The sequence below is a fragment of the Kitasatospora sp. NPDC034035 genome (genome assembly GCF_055575755.1).
The window spans coordinates 59,292-79,994 of record NZ_JBVISA010000037.1; the positions used below are offsets into that span (position 1 = coordinate 59,292).

Sequence of the window (20,703 nt, forward strand, 5' to 3'; positions counted from 1 at the left end):
ACCATGACGAACAGTGCGACCGACAACGCGACCGACAACGCGACCGCCACCGTGACTGCCAACGCGACCGACACCTCGACGAAGGCCACCAAGGTCGACTTCTACTTCGACCCCGTCTGCCCGTTCGCCTGGATCACCTCCCGGTGGATCCTGGAGGTCGATCGCCACCGCGAGCTCGACCTCACCTTCCGGGTGATGAGCCTGTCGGTCCTCAACGAGGGCCGTACCGACCTGCCGGAGCGCTACCAGCGGCTGATGACCACCGGCTGGGGCCCCGTCCGGGTCTGCATCGCGGCCGCCGAGAAGCACGGCCAGCACGTGCTGAGAGACCTGTACACCGAGCTCGGCACCCGCTTCCACGACCAGGACCGGCCCGCCGATGACGCCGTCATCCGGGAGGCCCTGGTCGCGGCCGGCCTGCCCGAGGAGCTGGCCGACGCGGCGAACAGCACCGAGTACGACATCGCGCTGCGCAAGAGCCACCACGAGGGCATGGACCCGGTCGGCGAGGAGGTCGGCACCCCGACCATCCACGTGGACGGCGTCGCCTTCTTCGGCCCGGTGCTGTCCGCGATACCGCGCGGGGAGGACGCCGTGCGGGTCTTCGAGGGCGTCCGGCTGCTGTCCGGCTACCCGAACTTCTTCGAGCTCAAGCGCACCCGGACGGGCTCGCTCGACTTCTCCTGACCCCGTCGGGGGCCGCGGTCCCGGCGCCCCCGAGCGGGCGGGCGCCGGGACCGGGGTGAGGACGGCGGGCCTTCGGGGTCCCATCCGGGCGCGGAGCGACCGACCATGGAGACGGAGGCTCGGTTGCCCCCGAGAGGCGGTGAGTGCGGATGATCGTACGAATCCGGCTGCGCGCTGCTTGGCACCCCGCGACACCACCGCACTCCGAGCCGCATTCGGAGCCGCACCCCGAGCCGCACTCGGTGCCGCACCCCGAGCCGGGGCCCGGCTCCGGGCAAGCGGCGAAGCGCGGCCCCGGTCAAGGCCCGCGCTGGGGCCCGGACCCAGGCCCGGGCCCCAGTCAGGGCTCCGGTCAGGGCTCCGGCTGGACCCCGCGCCCAGGCCAAGGCCAAGGCCCGGGCCAGGGCCCAGGATCAGGCCAGGGCCCCGGCCGGCGCCCGGGCCCAGGAGGCCCGCCCAAGCCCCCGCCGCCCTCGTGGCGCCGCTGGCTGCTCCCCGTCGCCGTCCTGGTGACACTGCTCCTGCTCGTGCTGTTCTCCAACCCCGGCACGCCCGGCACCCGCTACGGCTACACCGACTTCCTGAACCGGGTCGACACCGGCCAGGTGCAGACGGTGGACGTCAGTGACAACGGCGGGGTGAGCGGCACGCTCAAGAACGGCACCCACTTCACCACCCAGATCCCCACCGCCCTGGACACCTCCCAGCTCAGCCGGGCGCTCAGCGACCAGCACGTGACCGTCACCGGCAGCCGCGCCGGCGGCAGCTCGATCTGGTCCACGCTGCTGCTGTTCCTGCCGCTGCTGCTGTTCGGCGGGCTCTTCCTCTGGTCGGGCCGGATGGCCGCCCGGTCGCTGGGCGGTGGACTGAGTGCGATCGGCCGCTCCCGGGCCAAGATCATCGAGGCCGAGCGGCCGGCCACCGGGTTCGCCGACGTCGCCGGGTACGAAGGGGTGAAGCAGGAGGTCAGCGAGGTGGTCGACTACCTGCGAAGCCCGGAGCGCTACGCCGCCGCCGGGGCGAAGGGGCCGCGCGGGGTGATCATGGTGGGTCCGCCGGGCACCGGCAAGACCCTGCTGGCCCGGGCCGTCGCGGGGGAGGCCGAGGTGCCGTTCCTGTCCGTGACCGGCTCCGGGTTCGTCGAGATGTTCGTCGGCGTCGGCGCGTCCCGGGTCCGCGACCTCTTCGACGAGGCCCGCAAACGCGCGCCGTCGATCATCTTCATCGACGAGATCGACGCCGTCGGCGCCCGCCGGGCGGGCGGCACCCGGATCGGCGGCAACGACGAGCGCGAGCAGACCCTGAACCAGCTGCTCGCCGAGATGGACGGCTTCGACCAGACCACCGGCATCGTCGTCATCGCCGCCACCAACCGGCCCGACGCCCTCGACCCGGCCCTGCTGCGCCCCGGCCGCTTCGACCGGCAGGTCACCGTGCCGCTGCCCAACCAGGCCGAGCGGGCGGCCATCCTCGCCGTGCACACCCAGGGCAAGACCCTCGCCCCGGACGCCGACCTGGACCGGATCGCCCGCGGTACCCCCGGCTTCTCCGGCGCCGACCTCGCCAACCTGGTCAACGAGGCCGCCATCAACGCCGTCCGCGCCGGGCGCGCCACCCTCACCGCCGACGACCTCGACACCGCCCGGGACCGTGTGCTGCTCGGCCGTCGGGAGTCCTCCAACGCGCTGCTGCCCGAAGAACGGCACGCCGTCGCCGTGCACGAGTCCGGGCACGCGCTGATGGCCGCGCTGTGCGAGCACGCCGACCCGGTCGCCAAGGTGACCATCCTCCCGGCCGGCGTCTCGCTCGGCGCCACCGAGCAGCTGCCCGAGGCCGAGCGGCACCTCTACAGCGAGGGCTACCTGACCGACCTGCTTACCGTCCAACTCGGCGGGCGGGCAGCAGAGTTGGTGGTCTTCGGTGAGGGCTCCACGGGCGCCGCCAACGACCTGGCCAACGCCACCTCGGTGGCCACCCGGATGGTCCGCGAGTTCGGCCTCTCCCCGGAGATCGGCCCGGTCGGCTACTCCAGTGGCAGCCCGCACTACCTCGGCGACAGCCCCGAGGACCTGCTTCGCCGCCCGTACTCCGAGCAGACCCAGCGTGCCGTGGACGAGGCGGTCGCGGCCCTGCTGCGGCAGGCCGAGCGACGGGCCGTCGGCCTGCTGACGGAACACCGGCACCACCTGGACGAGTTGGCGAGCCTGCTGGTCGCGCAGGAGACCGTGGACGGCGGCTTGGTCCTCGGCATCCTGACGCACCCGGGGCCGTCGGACAGCCCGGGGCCGTCGCACAGCCCGGTGTCGCTGACCAAGGGGGACGGGTCCGGGGCGGCGGAGGCCTGAGTGGGCGTTCCTCGACCGCGGCCTCCTCGAACTCGCCGGCCCGATCATCTGCCCGTGACGCCTTCGAAGGGCTGTGTGAAACGATCAGTCATGCCCCGCGGGTGGACCAGGCTCGGCGCCGAGGCCTCCCGCGCCGCTTCCTGCCCAGGCCGAGGACCCCCTATTGTCGGCGGCGGCTGAGAGGCTGCCAGGACAGGGGCGTTGCCCGATGCCCTGACAGACAGAGCTGACAGACAGAGGGAGACTCGGATGGATTTCGCCAAGGCATTGTTTGACCACCTCGCGGATGGGCCGCGGAGGAGCGGACAGCGTGATTCCTGGAGCTTCCACTACCTGGGTGAACTTGCGGTCCCATCGGGTGTGGCGAGCGTCTACGACCCCACGTCGGGCGAGGCGGACGACCTGGAGGTTCCTCCCGGTGATCACCCTGTGTATGCCGTGATGGACGCTTCCTCGCAAACGGCGCCGGTGGCGCTCGGAATCCTGCTGTGGTTCGGCGAGGCGCCGCCGGTGGAGCTCGGCGAGTTCTCCGGGGTCGGCGTGCTGACGCACTGCGGCGTGGTCTGTCTGACCGGGTCGCAGGACAGTGACGATGCCTCGGTGGGCAGTCTGATGAGGCTGGCCGGGCAGGAGATTCGCCGTCGCGCAGCGAGCGACCAGGACCGCGGCCTTCTGCCGGTTTTCGAGGACGCCTGCCGACTGTCCTGGCCGGATGCCCTTCAGATGCCCGACCGCGCCGTTCCCGACGCGTTCCGTACCGGATGGTGCGTTCTGCCGGACGAGGGGGCCCGGAAGAACGTCATCGCCCTGCTGGACAACGGCGAGGGCGGCGGCATCCACCCCTGCCTTGACGCGCACGGGCGCGAGGTTGCTCACCTCGTGCAGTTCGAGACGGAGTGACGACGCGCCGGTGCGACGTCCGGTGTCGCGCTCCTCGGCGCAGGCCCACGGCCCTGCGACGGCTGGGAAACTGGCCGTGACACCGGAACAGCCACGCTCTGCGCGGGCACGTTGTGTCAGACAACACCGGTCCGCAGCACGACGCCCGAAGAACGATCGCCTGTTCATCACCGCCACCACCTCGCTGAACTCGCCGGTGACGACGATGACGGGCCCCACCACGTCACCTGCCCCAAGGAGTCGGAATGACCGAGCCCCTCACCGCCGATCTTCAGCGGGAGATCGCCCAAGCCCTCGGGGTCGCGCCCGTCCCCGACCCCCTGCGGGAGGCCGAGCGCCGGGTGGCGTTCCTGGCCGAGCAGGTCCGGGCCGCGGGCGCCCGCACCCTGGTGCTCGGCATCAGCGGCGGCGTGGACTCCACCACCGCCGGGCGGCTCTGCCGGCTCGCCGTCGACCGGCTGCGCGCCGACGGCCACCAAGCGGCCTTCTGCGCGATGCGACTGCCCTACGGGGTGCAGGCGGACGAGGACGACGCCCGGCGGGCGGTCGCCTTCATCGAGCCGGACGAGCTGCTGACCGTCGACGTCAAGCCCGCGACCGACGCCGCCCTGTCCGCCCTGCTGACCGCCGGCCTGGCCTTCACCAGCCCCGCTCAGGAGGACTTCGTCCGCGGCAACGTCAAGGCCCGCCAGCGCATGGTGGTCCAGTACGCGGCGGCGGGCGCCAACGGGGGCCTGGTCGTCGGCACCGACCACGCGGCGGAGGCGGCCGTCGGCTTCTTCACCAAGTACGGCGACGGCGCGGCCGACGTGATGCCGCTGTCCGGCCTGACGAAGGGTCAGGTCAGGTCGATCGCCGAGGCGCTGGGGGCGCCGGCCGAGCTGGTCAAGAAGACCCCGACCGCCGACCTGGAGAACCTCGCCCCCGGCCGCCCCGACGAGGAGGCCCTCGGCGTCACCTACGACGCCCTGGACGACTTCCTGGAGGGCCGCCCGGTCAGCGAGGAGGCCTTTGCCACCATCCTCGGCCACTACCGCCGCACCGAGCACAAGCGCAGCCTGCCGATCGTCCCGGGCCGGGACTGATGACCCCGGACACGGGCACCAGCACCGGCACGGACTCGGGCCCGGCCTGGCGTGACCGCGCGGCCGGGGCCGTCCTCGGCGCGGCGGTGGGCGACGCCCTCGGCGCCCCGTACGAGTTCGGCCCGGCCGGGGCCTACACCGCCCGCTTTCCTGCCGGTACCCCCGGCGAGATGGTCGCCGGCGGCGGCTGGGAGCGCGGCGAGGCCACCGACGACACCCAGATGGCCGTCCTTGTCGCCGAATCCCTGGTCGAGCAGGGCGGGTTGGACCTCCCGGACCTCTTCGACCGGTTCCGCCGCTGGGCCGCCGCCGACCCCAAGGACATCGGCATCCAGACCGAGGCCGTGCTCACAAGCGACCTCCCCTGGGACCTCGCCGCCGCCGTCCACTTCAACACCACCCTGCGCGCCGCCGGCAACGGCGCCCTGATGCGCGCCTCGACCTCCGCCGTGGCCTTCGCCGCGCCGGTCGGCGGGCCACCATGGACGCCGGCCGCCGGATCGCCGCCCTCACCCACGGGGACCGGGCCGCCTGGGAGGGCACGGCGATCTTCCACGAGCTGGTCCGCCTCGCCCTCGACGGTACCGACCCGCTCGACGGAATCCCCGAGGCCCTGGCCCACGCCGACCCCGACAGCCGCGAGCGCTACGCCACCGTCCTCGCCCCCGACTGGCACCCCGACCGCGCCACCGAGGCCAACGGCGCCGTCTGGCCCTGCCTGGGCTCGGCGGTCTGGGCGCTGCGCACCACCGACGGGTTCGAGCCCGCGCTCCGGGCCGCGATCGACCTCGGCGGCGACACCGACACCGTGGCGGCCGTCACCGGCGGCCTGGCCGGGGCGCGGTACGGCTCGGCGGCGGTGCCCGCGCGCTGGACCGAGCCGTTGCACCTGACGCTGCCCGGGTTCGGCGACCGGGTGTGGCGTGCGGCCGAACTGCGCAGCCTGGTAGATCGGTTGACGGCGTAGCGGGCTCCGGCGGCTCACCAGGGGATGGTGATGTCCGGCGGGTGGATCAGGAAGGTGATGGCCAGGATCGCCGGCAGCGCGCCAGGTGGCCCAGGAGCACGCCGAGCATCGCGCAGCGCCAACGGCGGTCCGGTGCTCGCCCGCTCGTGTGCCTCGCTACGGTACCGGGGAGCGGTTCGGAACCGAAGGGGCGGAAGTGCCCGGGCCGAGCCGCGCCGAGCGATGCGCAGGGGTGCGAGGGGGATGAAGTGACGGGGGAACAGCTCGCGGTGGTGTCCGGCGGCGGCACCGGGATCGGCCGGGCGATCGCGGCCCGGCTGGCCGGGGACGGGCACCGGGTGGTGATCATCGGGCGCCGGGCGGACGTGCTGGAGCAGGCCCGGGAGGAGATCGAGTGGACGGTGGGTTCGGGCCGGATCGTCCCGGTGGCGGTCGACCTGACCGACCCGGAGGCGGTCGAGGCGGCGGCTGCCCGGATCACCGAACTCGGCCCGGTGGACGCGCTGGTGAACAACGCGGGTGCCATCATCACCCCGCCCGAGGACGACGGCCTGGCCGCCCTGGCCCGCTCCTGGCGGCACGACCTGGACATCAACCTGCTCACCGCGGTGCTGCTGACCACCGCCCTGCAGGGCGCGCTGCGCCGCCCCGGCGGGCGGCTGGTCGTGATCAGCTCGGCGGCGGCCCAGCGCGGCGGCGCGGGCCCGCACTCGGCCGGCTCCTACGCTGCCGCGAAGGCCGCCCTGCACGGCTGGGCCTTCGGCCTGGCCCGGCAGTTGGGGCCGGACGGGATCACGGTCAACGTGCTCGCGCCCGGTTACATCGAGGAGACCGAGATCTTCGGTTCGGGGTGGAGCGAGGAGTTCCACGCCCGGAAGGTCGCCGACACCCTGGTCGGCCGGGCCGGCACCCCCGCCGACGTGGCGGACGCGGTCGCCTACCTCGTCTCCCCGGCCGCCGGGTACGTCACCGGGCAGGTCATCGGCGTCAACGGTGGTGCGGTCCTCGGGCGCTGACGCGTTCATCGATTGTCAATCGGGCGTGCCTACCGTGATGTCCGACCACGAACCGCGTTCGACCTCGGGAGCCTCCGCTGTCCAGGATCATCACCACCGCCGTGCCCGCCCACGGCCACACCAGCCCGCTGCTGGCCGTCTCCGCCGACCTCGTCGCCCGCGGCCGCCAGGTGGTGTTCCTCGGCGGCTCGCGGTTCGCCGGCGCGGCGGAGCGGGCGGGGGCGCGGTTCGTCGCGCTGCCGGCCGGGGCGGACTTCGACGACCGCGACCTCGACGCGAGCTTCCCGGGGCGGTCGAGTCTGCCGCCCGGTCCGGAGCGGCTCGCCTTCGACGCGCAGCACGTGTTCCTCGACCCGATCCCCGTCCAGTACCGGGCGCTGCTCGCACTGCTGGCCGAGTTCCCGGCGGACGCCGTGATCGCGGACGCCTTCCTGCAGGGCGCGCTGCCGCTGGCGCTGAGCCGTCCTCGGCCGGAGCGTCCGGCGCTGATCGGCATCGGGGTGACCCCGTCGATGCTGCCGAGCGTGGACACCGCGCCCTTCGGGCCCGGGCTGCCGCCCCTGCCGGGGGAGGAGGGCCGGGCCCGCAACCGGGCGCTGCGGGAGGAGGCGTACCGGCGCGGCGAGCCGCTGCGCCGGTACGCCGAGAAGGTGTACGCGGAGCTGGGCGTCCGGCTGCCGGAGGGGCCGCGCGGGCTGGCCATGGTGACCGTGCCGGACCACTTCCTGCAGCTGACCGTGCCGGGCTTCGAGTACCCGCGCAGCGACGCCCCGCCCGGCTACCGGCTGATCGGCGCGCTGCCGGGCCTGGTCGGCAGTGAGCAGCCGCTGCCGTCGTGGTGGGGCGAGGTGACGGGCGAGCGGCCGGTCGTCGTGGTGACCCAGGGGACCCTGGCCAACGCCGACCTCGGGGAGCTGGTCGCGCCGACCGTCGCCGCCCTGGCGGAGCGGGACGTGCTGGTGGTGGCCGCCACCGGCCGTCCGGACGGGCCTCGGGCGCTCGCCGACCTGTTCGGCGGCGGCCTGCCGGGGAACGTGCGCGCCGTCGACTACGTCCCGTTCGAGCGGCTGCTGCCGCACACCGACGTGCTGGTCAGCAACGGCGGCTACGGCGGGGTGCAGACCGCGCTGCGGTACGGGGTGCCGCTGGTGGTGGCCGGAGCCGGCGAGGACAAGCCGGAGGTGGCGGCCCGGGTGCAGTGGTCGGGCGCTGGGCTGGACCTGCGGACGGGCCGTCCGGCGCCGGAGGAGGTCGGCCGGGCGGTCGACCAGGTGCTCGGCGAGGGCCGGTTCCGCGAGCGGGCCCGCGCGCTGGGCGCGGAGCTCGCGGAGTACCGGCCGTTCGACACCATCGCCGAGCTGGTGGAGACGCTCGGGGAGCCGGTGGAGTCGCCCGGGCGCTGAGCTGCCCCACGTCTCGGGCGGAATGCTCGGCTGCCGGAACGGTCTGCTGCCGGAACGGTCTGCTGCCGGAGCGGTCTGCAGCCGGAACGGTCCGCTGCCGAAACGATCCGTCAGTCCCCGTCGGCGTCGGCCTCGGCGGTCGGCGTGCCGCCGGACCTGATGCCGAGCTTGACCTCGGCCGTGGTCCACTCGGTGGCGATCGCCTGCTGGGCGGCGGCGAGGGTGACCTGGCCCTTGCAGATCGCGGTGTGCAGGTGGGTCTCCACCGAGTCCTTGGGATTGTTCGGACCCTTGCCCGGGACGTGGCCGGGGGAGGGCGGCTGGATCCAGAGGTTGCGCGCGTCGTTGGGATCGCCGCCGAGCTGGAGGCTGATCAGATGGTCATACTCGGCGTCGCCCATCGGGCCGGTGTAGCCGTAGGACTTGGCGTTCTCGGCCTTCTCCTTGCCGGTGAGGTTCGCCGGCGGGCGGATGGTCGAGGTGTAGCCGCCCGGCTTGCAGATGGTGTCCTTGAGGCTGTCCTGGTTGACCGCCGGGCTGATCGCGCCCGGGGTGCAGCTCGGGTCGGGCAGCGGCTGCTTGTCCGCGGCGTAGCGGTAGTGGCAGCTGCCCGGCGCGGGCTGCGGCTGGACCTCGTAGGAGCTCTTCGGGCCGGGGCCGGTCACGATCGCGGCCGGGGCGGGCTGGGCTGCGTCCCCGCCCGGGGCGGAGCTGTGGCCGGCGGTCGCCTTGGTGGTGTGGCCACCGCCGGACGAGCAGCCTGCGGCTGCGGCGAGCAGGACGGCCGCGGCCACGGCCAGGGCGCGGCGGGCGGGAGCCGGCACGGGTTCCTCCATCTGGGTGTGCGTGAGCGGCGGTCACCCGGATGGCGGGGACCGCGCCAGCGGACACTACCGTGTCGACAGGCCCGAACGAGTGACGCCACGTCCGGGCGGGCGAAGCCTTTGCCGGGCGTGCGGAACCGTTTCAGCACCCGTACGCCCTGTACGCCCTGTACGCCCTGTACGGCCGCGCGGGCGCACGGCCGTACAGGGCGTACAGGCGGCGGTGTAGGCGGTACAGGGCGTACGGCCGTGCGCTACTGCGCCGCGATCCAGTCCGAGACCAGATCGTCCAGCACCCCCAGCGGCAGGCTGCCGTGCCCGATCAGCTGGTGGTGGAACTCCCGGACGTCGAACCGGGCGCTGAGCGCGGCCTGGGCCCGCTCACGGTGGCGGACCAGCTCCCGACGGCCGATCAGGTACGAGGTGGCCTGGCCCGGCCAGGAGATGTAGCGGTCGATCTCGTTGCGGACGTTGGCCTCGGGGGTCGCGGTGTTCTCCCGCATGAACGCCATCGCCCGCTCCCGGGACCAGCCGTAGTGGTGCATCCCGGTGTCCACCACCAGGCGCACCGCCCGCAGCGCGTCCATCGAGAGCATGCCGAAGCGGGTGAGGTCCGAGCTGTACAGCCCCATCTCGTCCGCGAGCCGCTCGGTGTACAGGCCCCAGCCCTCGACGTGGGCGGTCAGCTGGCTGCTCGGCTTCTGCCGGAACTGCGGCAGGTGGTGCAGGGTCTGTGCGACGGCGAGCTGCAGGTGGTGGCCGGGCACGCTCTCGTGGAAGGCGATCGCCTCGTACTCGTAGGTGAACCGGGTCTCCGGGCGCAGGGTGTTGATCCAGTGGGTGCCGGGCAGCCCGCCCGGGCCCGGCGGCTGGTAGTAGGCCAGCGGCGCGGTCTCCGCCTCGATCGGGTCGATCTCCTTGGTCACGCAGTCGGCGATCGGGTACGGGCGGAACCAGTCGGCCGAGGCGCGGCGGGCCCGCTCCAGAGCGGCGTCCACCAGGGCGATGATCTCGGCCGCGCTGCCGAAGCGCAGCGAGCGGTCCTCGCGCAGCGCGGTCAGCACGCCCTCGGGGTCGGTGATGCCGAGCACCTTGCCGCCGAGCTCGGCGAACTCCTCGCGCAGCGCCGCGACCGCGTCCAGGCCGGTCCGGTGGACCTCCTCCGGGGTGAGCCCGGGCCGGGTGAAGCGGGCGACGGCGTCGGCGTAGCCCTCGGTGCCGCCCGGCACATGGCAGACGCCGGCCCGGTCGTCGGGGCGGGCCTCCGGTGCCAACTGCTGGGCCAGCCCGGCCCGGTAGCGGGCCAGCGCCGGGCGGACGGTCTCGCGCACGATCGCCAGGGCGCGCTCGTACTCCGGGCGGCCCCGCAGCGGGCGCAGCAGCGAGTCCTCGTCCGGGGCGGTCGCGAGGTGGGTGTCCAGCTGGGCGACGGCGGCATCGACCCCGCTGCGCAGCGGGTGGCGGCCCTCGGCGGCGGCGTCCAGGGCACGGCGCAGGGCGGCGTCGAAGTAGCCAGGCAGGCCGGCGAGTCGTTCCAGGTAGGCGTCGGGGCCCTCGTGGTCGACGGGGACCATCGCGAGCGAGCTGAAGACCTCGTTGTGCGGGGCGACGATGGTTGCCGAGATGCTGAACTCGTGCAGCCCGTGGGTGAGTCGGCCGATGCCGTTGCCGATCAGCCGGGCCAGGAGCCGGTGGGTGATCCGGTCCTCGGTGTTCAGGCCGTCGAGCGGGATCGCGGCGAGCCGGGTGCCGAAGCCCCGCAGGGTCTCGCGGTACCGCTGATCGGCGGCGCGGGAGGGGTCGGGCAGCAGGTGTGCGTAGCCCTCGACGCCGCCGAGGGTCGCGTCGAACGGGTTGTGGGTGTTCTCGGCGTCGAAGTACTCGTCGGCCAGTGCGGCCAGTGCGGCGGGTTGCGGCTGCTCGATCATGGATCCCCCTGGTGTGGCGCGGTCGGTGCGACACGGGTTCCCTGTGGGGCGCCCCGATCCCGCCGATTATTCGGAGTGATCGGCGGCGCGGTCAACACACGGCGGAGGGAGGGAGTTCCGGCCGCCACCGGGTGCCGATCACGCCGCCGACGAGGGCCGACGAGGGCCTGCGAGGGCCGACGCGGATCGGCGATGGTCGGAGCGGCCGGAGTCACGCGGAACGTCAGCGGTAGGCCTCCGGGGCGGCCGGCTTGCCCCCGTCCATCACCTCGACCAGGTAGCGCCAGCAGTCCGGTCGGCTGCCGTCCCGGTCGGTGAAGCCGTACTCCCGGGCGAGCTGCCCACTGGACGTCGAGCGGCCGTTCCAGCGGGCGGCCTCGCCGTCGGCGGCCAGGGCGGCGACCGCCCGGCCGACGAAGTACGGGGACTCGGAGATGCCGAAGTGCGGCTCCCGGGCCACGGCGTCGCGCCAGTTCTCCTCGGTGACGCCGAAGTTCTCCAGCATGATCTCGGAGCGCATCCAGCCCGGGGTGAGCGCGACCGCGGTGGCGCCGCGCGGGCCCAGTTCGTGGCCGAGCGCGAAGGCCATCCGCAGCACCGAGGTCTTGGCCAGATCGTAGAAGAACGAGTTGCGGTAGGTGTCGCGGTTGTACTCGGCGGTGCCGTCCGTCATCTCCACGACCAGGCCGCCCGGGTGCTTCAGCAGCAGCGGGAGGAGGTGGTGGCTGGTGACGGCGTGCGTCTCCACCGCCAGGCGCAGCAGCCGCAGGCCGTCGTCCAGGTCGTGCTCCCAGACCGGGATGTTCCAGCCGAACAGCTTCTCCGCGCCCCAGATGTCGTTGACCAGGACGTCCAGCCGGCCCTGCTCGGCGTCGATCCGCTCCGCCAGGGCGGCCACCTGGGACGGGACCAGGTGGTCCGTCGGCACCGCGATGCCCCGGCCGCCCGCCGCGGTGACCAGGTCGGCGGTGTCCTCGATCGTCTCGGGACGGTCGTACTCCGAGCGGTGCTCCCGGGTGCTGCGGCCGGTGACGTACACCGTCGCGCCGGCCGCGCCGAGCTCGACCGCGATACCCCGCCCGGCGCCCCGCGTCGCCCCCGCGACCAGGGCGATCCGCCCCTCCAGTGCCCCTGCCACCTGTCGGCCTCCCTGTCTGCTGACCCCGTGCTGATCCCGTGCTGACCCCTGCGTACGACTGTGCCGACGCCCGTGGGAACGGACGTCGGCACCATCGTTGCGCAGGGGTCTGACAATCGCCGCCGCCGGAGCCCGGAAGGGCCCGAAGTCCGGAGCACCAGGGACTCCGGAGCACCAGGGGTCCGGAGCAGCAGGGAACCGGGGAGTGTCAGGGGCCGGGGAGGGCCGGGGCGGGGTCAGCGGGCCTGGGCGGCCTTCGCCTCCTTGGCGGCCTTGGCGGCGGCGTCCTTCTCCTGCTTCTCCTTGATCCGCACGGCTTCCTTGCGGGCGTCGACCTGGTTGGCGCGCTCGTGCTGCAGCCAGAGCGGGTTCTCGGCCTTGATCGCCTCGATCTGCTCGGTGGTGACCGCCTCGGTCACGCCGCCGCGGGCCAGGCCCGCGATCGAGATGCCGAGCTTGGCGGCGACCACCGGGCGCGGGTGCGGGCCGTCCTTGCGCAGGTCCTGGAGCCACTGCGGCGGCTCGGCCTGCAGCGCGTTGAGCTCCTCGCGGGAGACCACGCCCTCCTGGAAGTCGGTCGGCGCCGCGGCGAGGTAAATCCCCAGCTTCTTGGCCGCCGTGGCCGGCTTCATGGTCTGGCTGGTCTTCTGCTTGAGCGATGTCATGGTGACAAGGGTAAGGGAGCGCGCGGCCTCCTCCGGTCACGGTCGGTAGCCTTGCCCTGTGACAGACATGCAGGTGAACCCCTCCTTCCGGCTCGTGTACGTCCCGGGCGTGACCCCCGGCAAATGGGTCCGGGTCTGGGAGGAGCGGCTTCCGGACGTCCCGCTCGACCTCCTCGCGCTCCCGGTCGGCGACGGCGAGCGGACCCTGCGCGAGGGCGGCGCGGACGCCGGGCTGGTCCGGCTGCCGGTCGACAAGGACGTGCTCAGCGCGATCCCGCTGTACACCGAGACCACCGTCGTGGTCTTCCCCAAGGACCACTGGCTCGCCGCCGCCGAGGAGGTCACGCCCGACGACCTCGCCGAGGAGGTGGTCTTCCACCCGCTCGACGACACCCTGGGCCTCACCACCGACACCCTGCCCGGGCGACCCGCCATCGCCCGCCCGGACACCACGGCGGACGCGATCGAGCTGGTCGCGGCCAACGTCGGCGTGCTCCTGGTGCCGCAGTCCCTCGCCCGGCTGCACCACCGTCGGGACCTCACCTTCCGGCCGGTGACGGAGGTGCCGCAGTCGCAGGTGGCGCTGTCCTGGCCGCAGGAGCGGACGACCGACCTGGTGGAGGAGTTCATCGGGATCGTCCGCGGCCGTACGGTCAACAGCTCGCGCGGGCGCGGGGCCGGGCAGGCGCCGGCCGAGGAGCAGCCGAAGAAGGCGGCGGCGGGCCAGCGCAAGCCGCAGCAGAAGGCGGGCGGGGCCAAGGCGGGAGCGTCGAAGGCCGGCGGGCAGAAGGCGGGAGCGTCGAAGGCCGGCGGGCAGAAGCCGAAGCCGTCGGCTGGTGGCCGGGGTGCGGCGGCGGCCCGGCGCGGCAAGCCGAAGCGGCGCTCGTAGCCTCCCGTGGCGTAGCGTCGGCCCCGTTCCGTCGAGTGCTGGTGGGAGGAGCGGGGCCATGTGGCATGACCTGGCGGTCGTCCAGATTCCGATCGTCGAGAAGATCCTGCGTACGGTCGCGGTCTACGCGCTGGTCCTGGTCCTGTTCCGGATCGCCGGGAAGCGCGGGCTGGCGCAGCTGAACACCTTCGACATGGTGGTCATCTTCCTGCTCTCCAACGTGGTGCAGAACGCCATCATCGGCGACGACAACAGCCTGTTCGGCGGCGCGATCGGGGCGGCCACCCTGATCGCGGTGAACGCCGTCGTCACCCGCTGGCTCGCCCGGGACCCGAGGGCCGCCCGGATCCTGGAGGGCACGCCCACCACCGTCGTCGAGGGCGGCAAGCTGGTGCCCGGCGCGCTGCACGACCTGGCGCTGCGCCCGTCCGAGCTGGAGCACGCCATCCGGGTCCAGAACGGCGACAAGCTGACCGATGTCGCCAAGGCCCGGCTGGAGCCGGACGGGCAGCTGCTGGTCACCCTGAAGGCGAGCGAGCAGAGCGCCACCCGCGGCGACGTGGAGGACCTGCGGCGGCGGTTGGAGACGATCGAGCGGCTGCTCGCCGAGATCGCCGACGGGCGGGGGCCGTCGAGCTGACGGGGCAGCGGCGGCGGTGTCGCGAGCCTGCGTGGCGCAGGTGCAGCGTCAGTGCGGCCGGGCGGCGCCCGGGTTGCTCATCGGTGGATGATCACGGGTGGGCGTCCGCCGTGGCAAGCGCATCGGCCCGGCGGCGGCGCGAGGCCAGGGCGGCCGCGGTGCCGGCCAGGGCGAAGCCGAGGGCGGCCGAGAGCAGGTGGCCGACGGTGGTGAAGTCCGGTAGCGGGCCGGGCCATTCGCCGTCGCCGGAGAGCGGCCAGGCGACCACGAAGGCGGCCCAGGGGAGGCGGGCCCAGCGGGGCAGGGCGAGGGTGGCGAACGCGAGGGAGGTCTGGGCGCCGTAGCTGATGCCGTAGTCCGAGTCCTGGCGCACGCTCTCCGGGTACCAGCCGTGCCGCAGGGCGACCAGGATGACGGCTGCGGTGATCAGGGTGGCGCCGATGTGGCCGCCGAGGAGGACGGCGGCGGCGCGCAGTCTGCCGAAGCGGCGCTCCGCCCAGGCGAGGCAGCAGCAGATGCCGAGGCCGAGGGTGATCAGGGTGCCGCCGAAGCCGGTGGAGGCGATGTCGGTGAGCGTGCCGTCGAAGAGCAGCGCGCTGCCGAACAGTGCGGTGACCGGATGGTCGTGCAGGTTGTCGAGGTTGGTGCTGATGTAGGCGCGGAGGGCGTCCGCCCGGTCCGCGGAGAGCCGGTCCTCGACCCAGATGTGTCCGAGGACGAGCAGGCCGACGTAGCAGAGTGTCAGCGGCGAGCGGCGCGGATACGTCCGGACGGCGCGGAGCAGCCGGGCCGGGAGCCCCCGCGGTGATCGAGCGTTCATGTTTCTGATGCTGCCCCAGTCGAGCCGATAGTCCGACCGGCACAACCCCGCCGGCCCCCGCGCGACAGTACCGTCCCGGAGCCGCCACCCCCGCACTTCGCCCCACCCCAGCTCCCACCCCAGCTCCCACCCCGGCTCCCACCCGGCTCCCACCCCGGCTCCCACCCGGCTCCAATCGGGCCCAGCCGGGCTCCTACCGGCGGGTCAGGGTCGCCGTGAAGGGGCGCGGGGACAGGGAGGAGCTGCGGGTGGGGCGGATGGGACGGCCGGGGGTGGGAGTGATGGTCCAGCGGGCCGCGATGGTGGCGATGGCGAGGACGGCCTCGGTGGTGCCGAAGGTGTCGCCGATGCAGCGGCGGGCGCCGAGGCCGAAGGGGGCGTAGGTGCCGGGGGCGGGGCGGGCGGTGGTGAGCCAGCGGTCGGGGTCGAAGCGGTCGGGGCAGGTGAAGACGTCGGCCCGGCGGTGCAGCAGGTACGGGCTGAAGAGGACGGTGGCGCCCGCCGGGACGTGGTGGCCGCCGAGCCGGGTGTCGGCGGTGACGGTGCGGCTGAGGATCCAGACCGGCGGGTAGAGCCGCAGGGTCTCGCTGACGATCCGGGCGGTGAGCGGGAGGGCGGGCAGGTCCTCGTGGCGGGCGGGGCGGCCGTCGAGGACGGCGTCGAGTTCGGCGTGCAGGCGCTCGCGGACGGCCGGGTTGGCGGCGAGCAGGGTCCACGCCCAGGAGAGGGTGGCGGCGGTGGTCTCCGTGCCGGCCAGCAGGAAGGTGACCACCTGGTCGTGGATCTCGGCGTCGGTGAGGCCCTGTCCGTCCTCGTCCACGGCGCTGAGCAGGGTGGAGAGCAGGTCGTGGTGGTCGGTGCCGGCGGCGCGGTGGTCGGCGATCAGCCGGCGGGTGATCTCCTTGAGGTCCTGCCGGGCGCGCCGGAAGCGGCGGTTGCCGGGGGTGGGGATGCGGTCGGCGCCGGGCAGCGGCATCATGACGCGCCGGCCGACGCCGCGGGTGATGACGTCCATGCACGCGTGCACCGGCAGCGAGCCGGCCCGTTCGTGGGCGGCGAACAGGCAGCGGGCGGTGACGGCGGTGGTGAGGCGGTACATCGCGGCGGGGACGTCGACCACCTCGCCGTCGCGCCAGGCGGCCGTGGTGCCGGCGATTTCCTCGGCCATCATCGCGGCGTAGCCGGGCAGCCGGTCGCGGTGGAACGCGGGCTGGAGCATGCGGCGTTGGCGCCGGTGGGCGGCGGCGGGGCAGGTGGCGAGGCCGTCGCCGAAGACCTCGCGGGCCTTGTCGAGGACGAGTCCGCCCTTGTCGTACGTACGGTCCTCGGTGAGCAGCCGGCGGACGAGTTCGGGGTGGCAGGCGACGTACGCGTCGAGCGGGCCGAGCCGCAGCCGGACGAGGTCGCCGTGGGCGGGCAGGCCGGCCACGAAGTCGAACGGGCGGCGGATGAAGGCGGGGGCGTGGCCGAGCAGGGGGAGGCCGCCGGGGGCGGTGGCGGCGGTGAACCGGGTGGTCGGGAAGAAGTGGATCGGCACGGGCGTCACCTTGGGTCGGGTGGGAAGGACCGGAACGGTTCGTGTTCGGGATCTTTCCCGGCGGCAGCCCGTGAAACGATCGTGGACGGGCGGGTGGGGTGAACACGGGGGCGCATGCCGAACGCTCGTGCGCCCTTGAAGATTTGACGGATCGTTTACCTGCTGACCGTGGCGGCGGGCCCGGTATCGCTGACGGACGCATACACTCGATGTCTTGTGCGACTACCGGTCAGTAGAATTGGGCAGTACTACCTGCCGGTGCGGAGCCGACGCGATGACCGGACGGCCGAAAGTCCGGCAGGGAGTGGGGAGTTCGGATGACCGACGAGAAGGTTCACGCGTTCGCCGACGACGCCCTCGGCCGGTACGACGCGGTGGCACTGGCCGCCCTGGTCCGGGCCGGCGCGGTCAACCCCCGGGAGCTGGTCGGCGCGGCCGTCGCCCGTGCCGCACGGGTGGACGGCAGGCTGCTACCGGTCGCCCACGCCTCGTACGACAAGCCGCAGATCAGCCGGGAAGGCATCGGCGGGCCGCTCTGGGGCGTGCCGACCTACCTCAAGGACAACGTCGACCTGCGCGGGCTGCCGACCTCGATGGGCAGCGAGGCCTTCCGTGCCCAACCGGCCCGCCGCAACGCTCGCTTCACCGACCAGTTCCTCTCCACCGGCCTCGCCGTCCTCGGCAAGACCCGGCTGCCCGAGTTCGGCCTCAACGCCTCCACCGAATTCGCCACTGCCCAGCCGGTGCGCAACCCGTGGAAGCCCTCGCACTCGGCCGGCGCCTCCTCGGGCGGCGCGGCGGCCCTGGTGGCCTCCGGCGTGGTGCCGATCGCGCACGCCAACGACGGCGGCGGCTCGATCCGCATCCCGGCCGCCTGTTGCGGCCTGGTCGGACTCAAACCCACCCGGGGCCGGCTGGTCGCCAACTCCCAGGGCGCCAAACTGCCGATCGACCTGGTCACCGACGGTGTGCTGACCCGCTCGGTGCGCGACACCGCCGCCTTTTTCGCCGCCGCCGAGCGGCACCGCCGCAACCCCAAGCTGCCCCCGCTCGGCCTGGTCGAGGGCCCCGGCGAGCAGCGGTTGCGGATCGGCCTGGTCGTCGACTCGCCGATCGCCAAGACCGACGAAGCGACCCGCCGGGTGGTCGAGGAGACCGCCGCGCGACTCGAGGCGATGGGCCACTGGGTCGAGCCGACCGCCCTGCCCTTCGGTGAGGAGTTCTCCCGGGACTTCGTCTCCTACTGGGGCTACATCGCCTGGGCGATCGCCTTCACCGGCCGGCTGCTGATCGACCCCAGCTTCCGCGCCGACAGGCTGGACGGCCTGACCACCGGGCTGCGCCGGCAGTTCCAGGCGGAGTTCCCGCACACCCCGGGCGTGCTACGGCGGCTGCGCCGGGCCGAGGGGGTGTACAAGCGGGTCTTCCGCAACCACGACGTGATCCTCTCCCCGGTGCTCGCCCACACCGCCCCGCCGATCGGGCACCTCAGCCCGAACGTCGACTTCGAGGAGCTGATGGACCGGCTGCTGCGCTACGTCGCCTTCACCCCGGTCAACAACGTGACCGGCGGCCCGGGCATCGCCCTGCCGGCGGGCTCGGCGCTCAGCGGGCTGCCGGTCGGCGTGCACCTGTCGGCGGCGCACGGGCAGGAGCGGGTACTCCTGGAGCTGGCCTTCGCGCTGGAGGCGGATCGGCCCTGGCGGCGGATCGAGGACTGACCGGCGGCGAGGACCGGCCGGGCGCCCGGACCGGCCGGGGGGGGGGTAGCGCTCACGACGCCGGCGCGGCCACCGACCGGGCCGCGTGCACCTCGTGGTGCAGCCGGGCCAGCGCGCAGTCCGGCGCCGGCGCGTCCGGCCCCGCCTCCGGCAGCGGCCGGCCGGTGCGCAGCGCCTCGGCGAGGTCGGCCAGCTCCCTGGTCACGGCGCCGACCTCGGCCGCCGTCGGGACGGGCGCGCCGTGCTCGATCCGCACCCGGGTGGCGGTGGTGGCGTCCACGATCCGCTCGACCGCGATCACCACCGGCCACCAGGCCTCCGCCCGGGCCCCGACCGGCGGCGGCTCGGTGAGCGCCCGCTGGAACTCGCTGCGGACGGCCGACAGGTCCCGGTAGAGCCGCCGCCGGTACCGGGCGCGGGCCGGCTCGTCCCCTCCCGGCCCGGTGGTGAACGCCAGCGACACGTACGAGGCGGTGTCCTGGACGGCTTCGGCGAGGCGGTCGCCGATCCGGGTGTGCCAGGACTCCGGCCACAGCAGGTAGCCGGCCAGCAGGGTGATGCCGCAGCCGATCAGCGAGTCGTAGAGCCGGGGGAGCACCAGGTGGAAGCCCTGGTGGTTGAGCAGGTCGGAGAGCAGCAGGATCACCGGGGTGATCGCCGCGGTCTGGAAGGCGTACCCCTTGGCGGACAGCGCGGGGATCAGCGTCGCCAACGCCGCCATCACCGGCACGTCCCACCAGCCGTGCGGCACCTCGGCGAGCACCGGAATGGCGATCAGCAGTCCGGCCGCGGTGCCGAGCGCGCGCAGCACGGCGCGGGAGAACACCGAGCCGAAGTCGGGCTTCATCACGAAGGTCACGGTCAGCGCCACCCAGTACGAGCGCGGCACCGCGATCACCGAGACCAGCACCTGCGCGGTGCCGATGCACAGCGCCAGCCGCAGCCCGTACCGCCAGGACGCGCCGGACAGCAGCAGCGCCCGGGTCGCCCGCCGGGCCCGGACCTCCAGGCCGGCGGGCCGGCCGAGCCGGTCGTCGACGGCGTACGGGTCCGGCGCGGCCTCGTGCACGACGGTGGCGGCGTGCCCGATCGCCTCGGCCAGCGCCCGGGTGGACGGCCCGGCGGGCACGGGCAGGTCGGGCGAGGGGGCGGGGCCGGTGCGGCCCTGCTCGACGGCGTCGGCCAGGGCGCGGACGGCGGCCGGGTAGGCGGCGGGCAGCGGGCCGTACTCGGGCGGGCGCAGGTGCGCCGCCGCGGCCCCCTCGACCACCGGGATCACCGCGTTGAGCTGGGCGAGCAGCCGCACCAGGGTGGGGGAGCGGCCGTGTCGGCGGGCCCGCCGGGCGAGCAGCAGGTCGTAGGAGTGGTTGAGCGACTGGGTGAGCTCGTGGCGCCGGCCGTCGTACCCGGGCGTGCCGGCGGCCGCGAGCAGGTCGGCGACGGAGCGGTAGGTCCCGGCGACCACCGCGCGTTCGGGGACGCCGATGCGCAGCGGCCAGGCGAGCAGGGTCAGGGCGAGCACCACCAGGCCGCCGAGCAGCAGCAGCCCGGGCGGCAGCCACCAGGGGGAGGGCAGCGGCAGGCCCGCCCCGACCACCGCGTTGAGCAGCAGGAGCAGTCCGGAGACGGAGGCGACCGCGCCGATCGAGGAGATCATGCCGGAGACCAGTGCGACGACGGTCAGCGCCAGGACGGCCGTCCAGCCGGTGCCGTACACCAGGGTGCCGAGCAGCACGCCGAGGGCGCCGAACAGCTGCGGCACGGCGATGTTGAAGATCCGCATCCGGTAGGCGTCGGCGGTGTCCCCGATGACCGCGGACAGCGCGCCCATCGACACCAGTGCGCCGTAGGAGGGCCGGCCGGTGGCGGTGCCCACCGCGAGCGGGGCGGCGAGCGCGACCGAGGCGCGGGCCACCGCCGCCCAGGGGATCGGGGCGGCCCGGGGCCGCAGGCTCTCGGTCAGCCAGTCGGGCGGGGCGAGTCGGGCGGCTCCTGGGCGCGGCACGCCCCCAACCTACGGCGGGCGGACTCCGCGGGCCCGGTCTAACCTCGCGCTTTCATGAAGCGGGCTGTCCGGCAGGTGATCAGATAGGCGAAAAGTGCCTCTGACCAGCGAGAATAAGGATTGTCTAGGCCCT

Annotated in this window: 16 protein-coding genes and 1 pseudogene; 10 read left to right on the plus strand and 7 right to left on the minus strand. The window is 74.0% G+C overall.

Features of this window, described 5'->3' with window-relative positions:
- The first annotated feature begins 3 nt into the window (after window positions 1–3).
- From ACZ52J_RS35870 to ACZ52J_RS35900, 7 genes and pseudogenes are all read left to right on the plus strand, one after another.
- Window positions 4–687 carry a mycothiol-dependent nitroreductase Rv2466c family protein gene (locus tag ACZ52J_RS35870; protein WP_465624833.1) on the plus strand — a complete coding sequence of 228 codons (684 nt, stop codon included), beginning with the start codon at window positions 4–6 and terminating at the stop codon, window positions 685–687.
- A gap of 509 nt (window positions 688–1,196) precedes the next feature.
- Complete coding sequence (gene ftsH / locus ACZ52J_RS35875) at window positions 1,197–3,032, plus strand: ATP-dependent zinc metalloprotease FtsH (protein WP_465624807.1); 1,836 nt, start codon at window positions 1,197–1,199, stop codon at window positions 3,030–3,032.
- A gap of 249 nt (window positions 3,033–3,281) precedes the next feature.
- Window positions 3,282–3,932, plus strand: a complete 651-nt coding sequence (locus ACZ52J_RS35880; RefSeq protein ID WP_465624809.1) for a hypothetical protein — start codon at window positions 3,282–3,284, stop codon at window positions 3,930–3,932.
- Window positions 3,933–4,177: 245 nt separating this feature from the next.
- Window positions 4,178–5,017, plus strand: coding sequence for an ammonia-dependent NAD(+) synthetase (gene nadE, locus ACZ52J_RS35885; RefSeq protein WP_465624811.1), 840 nt, complete (start codon window positions 4,178–4,180; stop codon window positions 5,015–5,017).
- Window positions 5,017–5,984 (plus strand): annotated as a pseudogene (locus ACZ52J_RS35890) (ADP-ribosylglycohydrolase family protein). Before nadE ends, ACZ52J_RS35890 begins: the two are co-directional and overlap by 1 nt.
- Before the next feature lie 248 nt (window positions 5,985–6,232).
- Window positions 6,233–7,000, plus strand: a complete 768-nt coding sequence (locus tag ACZ52J_RS35895; protein WP_465624813.1) for an SDR family NAD(P)-dependent oxidoreductase — start codon at window positions 6,233–6,235, stop codon at window positions 6,998–7,000.
- Between the two features lie 101 nt (window positions 7,001–7,101).
- Window positions 7,102–8,403, plus strand: a complete 1,302-nt coding sequence (locus tag ACZ52J_RS35900; protein ID WP_465624815.1) for a nucleotide disphospho-sugar-binding domain-containing protein — start codon at window positions 7,102–7,104, stop codon at window positions 8,401–8,403.
- 110 nt (window positions 8,404–8,513) lie between these two features.
- On the opposite strand, the gene ACZ52J_RS35905 is transcribed toward ACZ52J_RS35900, so the two are convergent.
- From ACZ52J_RS35905 to ACZ52J_RS35920, 4 genes are all read right to left on the minus strand, one after another.
- A complete protein-coding gene (locus ACZ52J_RS35905; RefSeq protein WP_465624817.1) occupies window positions 8,514–9,239 on the minus strand; it encodes a hypothetical protein in 726 nt (241 codons plus the stop codon).
- Between the two features lie 242 nt (window positions 9,240–9,481).
- Complete coding sequence (locus tag ACZ52J_RS35910) at window positions 9,482–11,155, minus strand: DUF885 domain-containing protein (RefSeq protein WP_465624819.1); 1,674 nt, start codon at window positions 11,153–11,155, stop codon at window positions 9,482–9,484.
- Between the two features lie 223 nt (window positions 11,156–11,378).
- Complete coding sequence (locus ACZ52J_RS35915) at window positions 11,379–12,293, minus strand: SDR family oxidoreductase (protein ID WP_465624821.1); 915 nt, start codon at window positions 12,291–12,293, stop codon at window positions 11,379–11,381.
- A 236-nt stretch (window positions 12,294–12,529) separates the two neighbouring features.
- A complete protein-coding gene (locus ACZ52J_RS35920; protein ID WP_360502145.1) occupies window positions 12,530–12,958 on the minus strand; it encodes a DUF5997 family protein in 429 nt (142 codons plus the stop codon).
- 58 nt (window positions 12,959–13,016) lie between these two features.
- On the opposite strand from ACZ52J_RS35920, the gene ACZ52J_RS35925 reads away from it, so the two are divergent.
- Entirely contained in the window at window positions 13,017–13,847 is an 831-nt protein-coding gene (locus ACZ52J_RS35925; RefSeq protein ID WP_465624823.1) for a LysR family substrate-binding domain-containing protein, read from the plus strand.
- Between the two features lie 58 nt (window positions 13,848–13,905).
- Window positions 13,906–14,487: a DUF421 domain-containing protein gene (locus ACZ52J_RS35930; protein ID WP_360502140.1), complete on the plus strand. Its 582-nt coding sequence runs from the start codon at window positions 13,906–13,908 to the stop codon at window positions 14,485–14,487.
- Between the two features lie 91 nt (window positions 14,488–14,578).
- Here ACZ52J_RS35930 and ACZ52J_RS35935 read toward each other — a convergent pair whose 3' ends face one another.
- On the minus strand, window positions 14,579–15,307 hold the full coding sequence (locus ACZ52J_RS35935; protein WP_360502138.1) for a rhomboid-like protein: 729 nt from the start codon (window positions 15,305–15,307) through the stop codon (window positions 14,579–14,581).
- Window positions 15,308–15,500: 193 nt separating this feature from the next.
- Complete coding sequence (locus ACZ52J_RS35940; protein WP_465624826.1) at window positions 15,501–16,844, minus strand: cytochrome P450; 1,344 nt, start codon at window positions 16,842–16,844, stop codon at window positions 15,501–15,503.
- Window positions 16,845–17,161: 317 nt separating this feature from the next.
- On the opposite strand from ACZ52J_RS35940, the gene ACZ52J_RS35945 reads away from it, so the two are divergent.
- A complete protein-coding gene (locus ACZ52J_RS35945; RefSeq protein WP_360502133.1) occupies window positions 17,162–18,565 on the plus strand; it encodes an amidase in 1,404 nt (467 codons plus the stop codon).
- Between the two features lie 52 nt (window positions 18,566–18,617).
- Here ACZ52J_RS35945 and ACZ52J_RS35950 read toward each other — a convergent pair whose 3' ends face one another.
- Window positions 18,618–20,570 (minus strand): FUSC family protein, encoded by a 1,953-nt coding sequence (locus ACZ52J_RS35950; protein WP_465624828.1) that lies wholly within the window; start codon window positions 20,568–20,570, stop codon window positions 18,618–18,620.
- Window positions 20,571–20,703 lie beyond the last annotated feature (133 nt).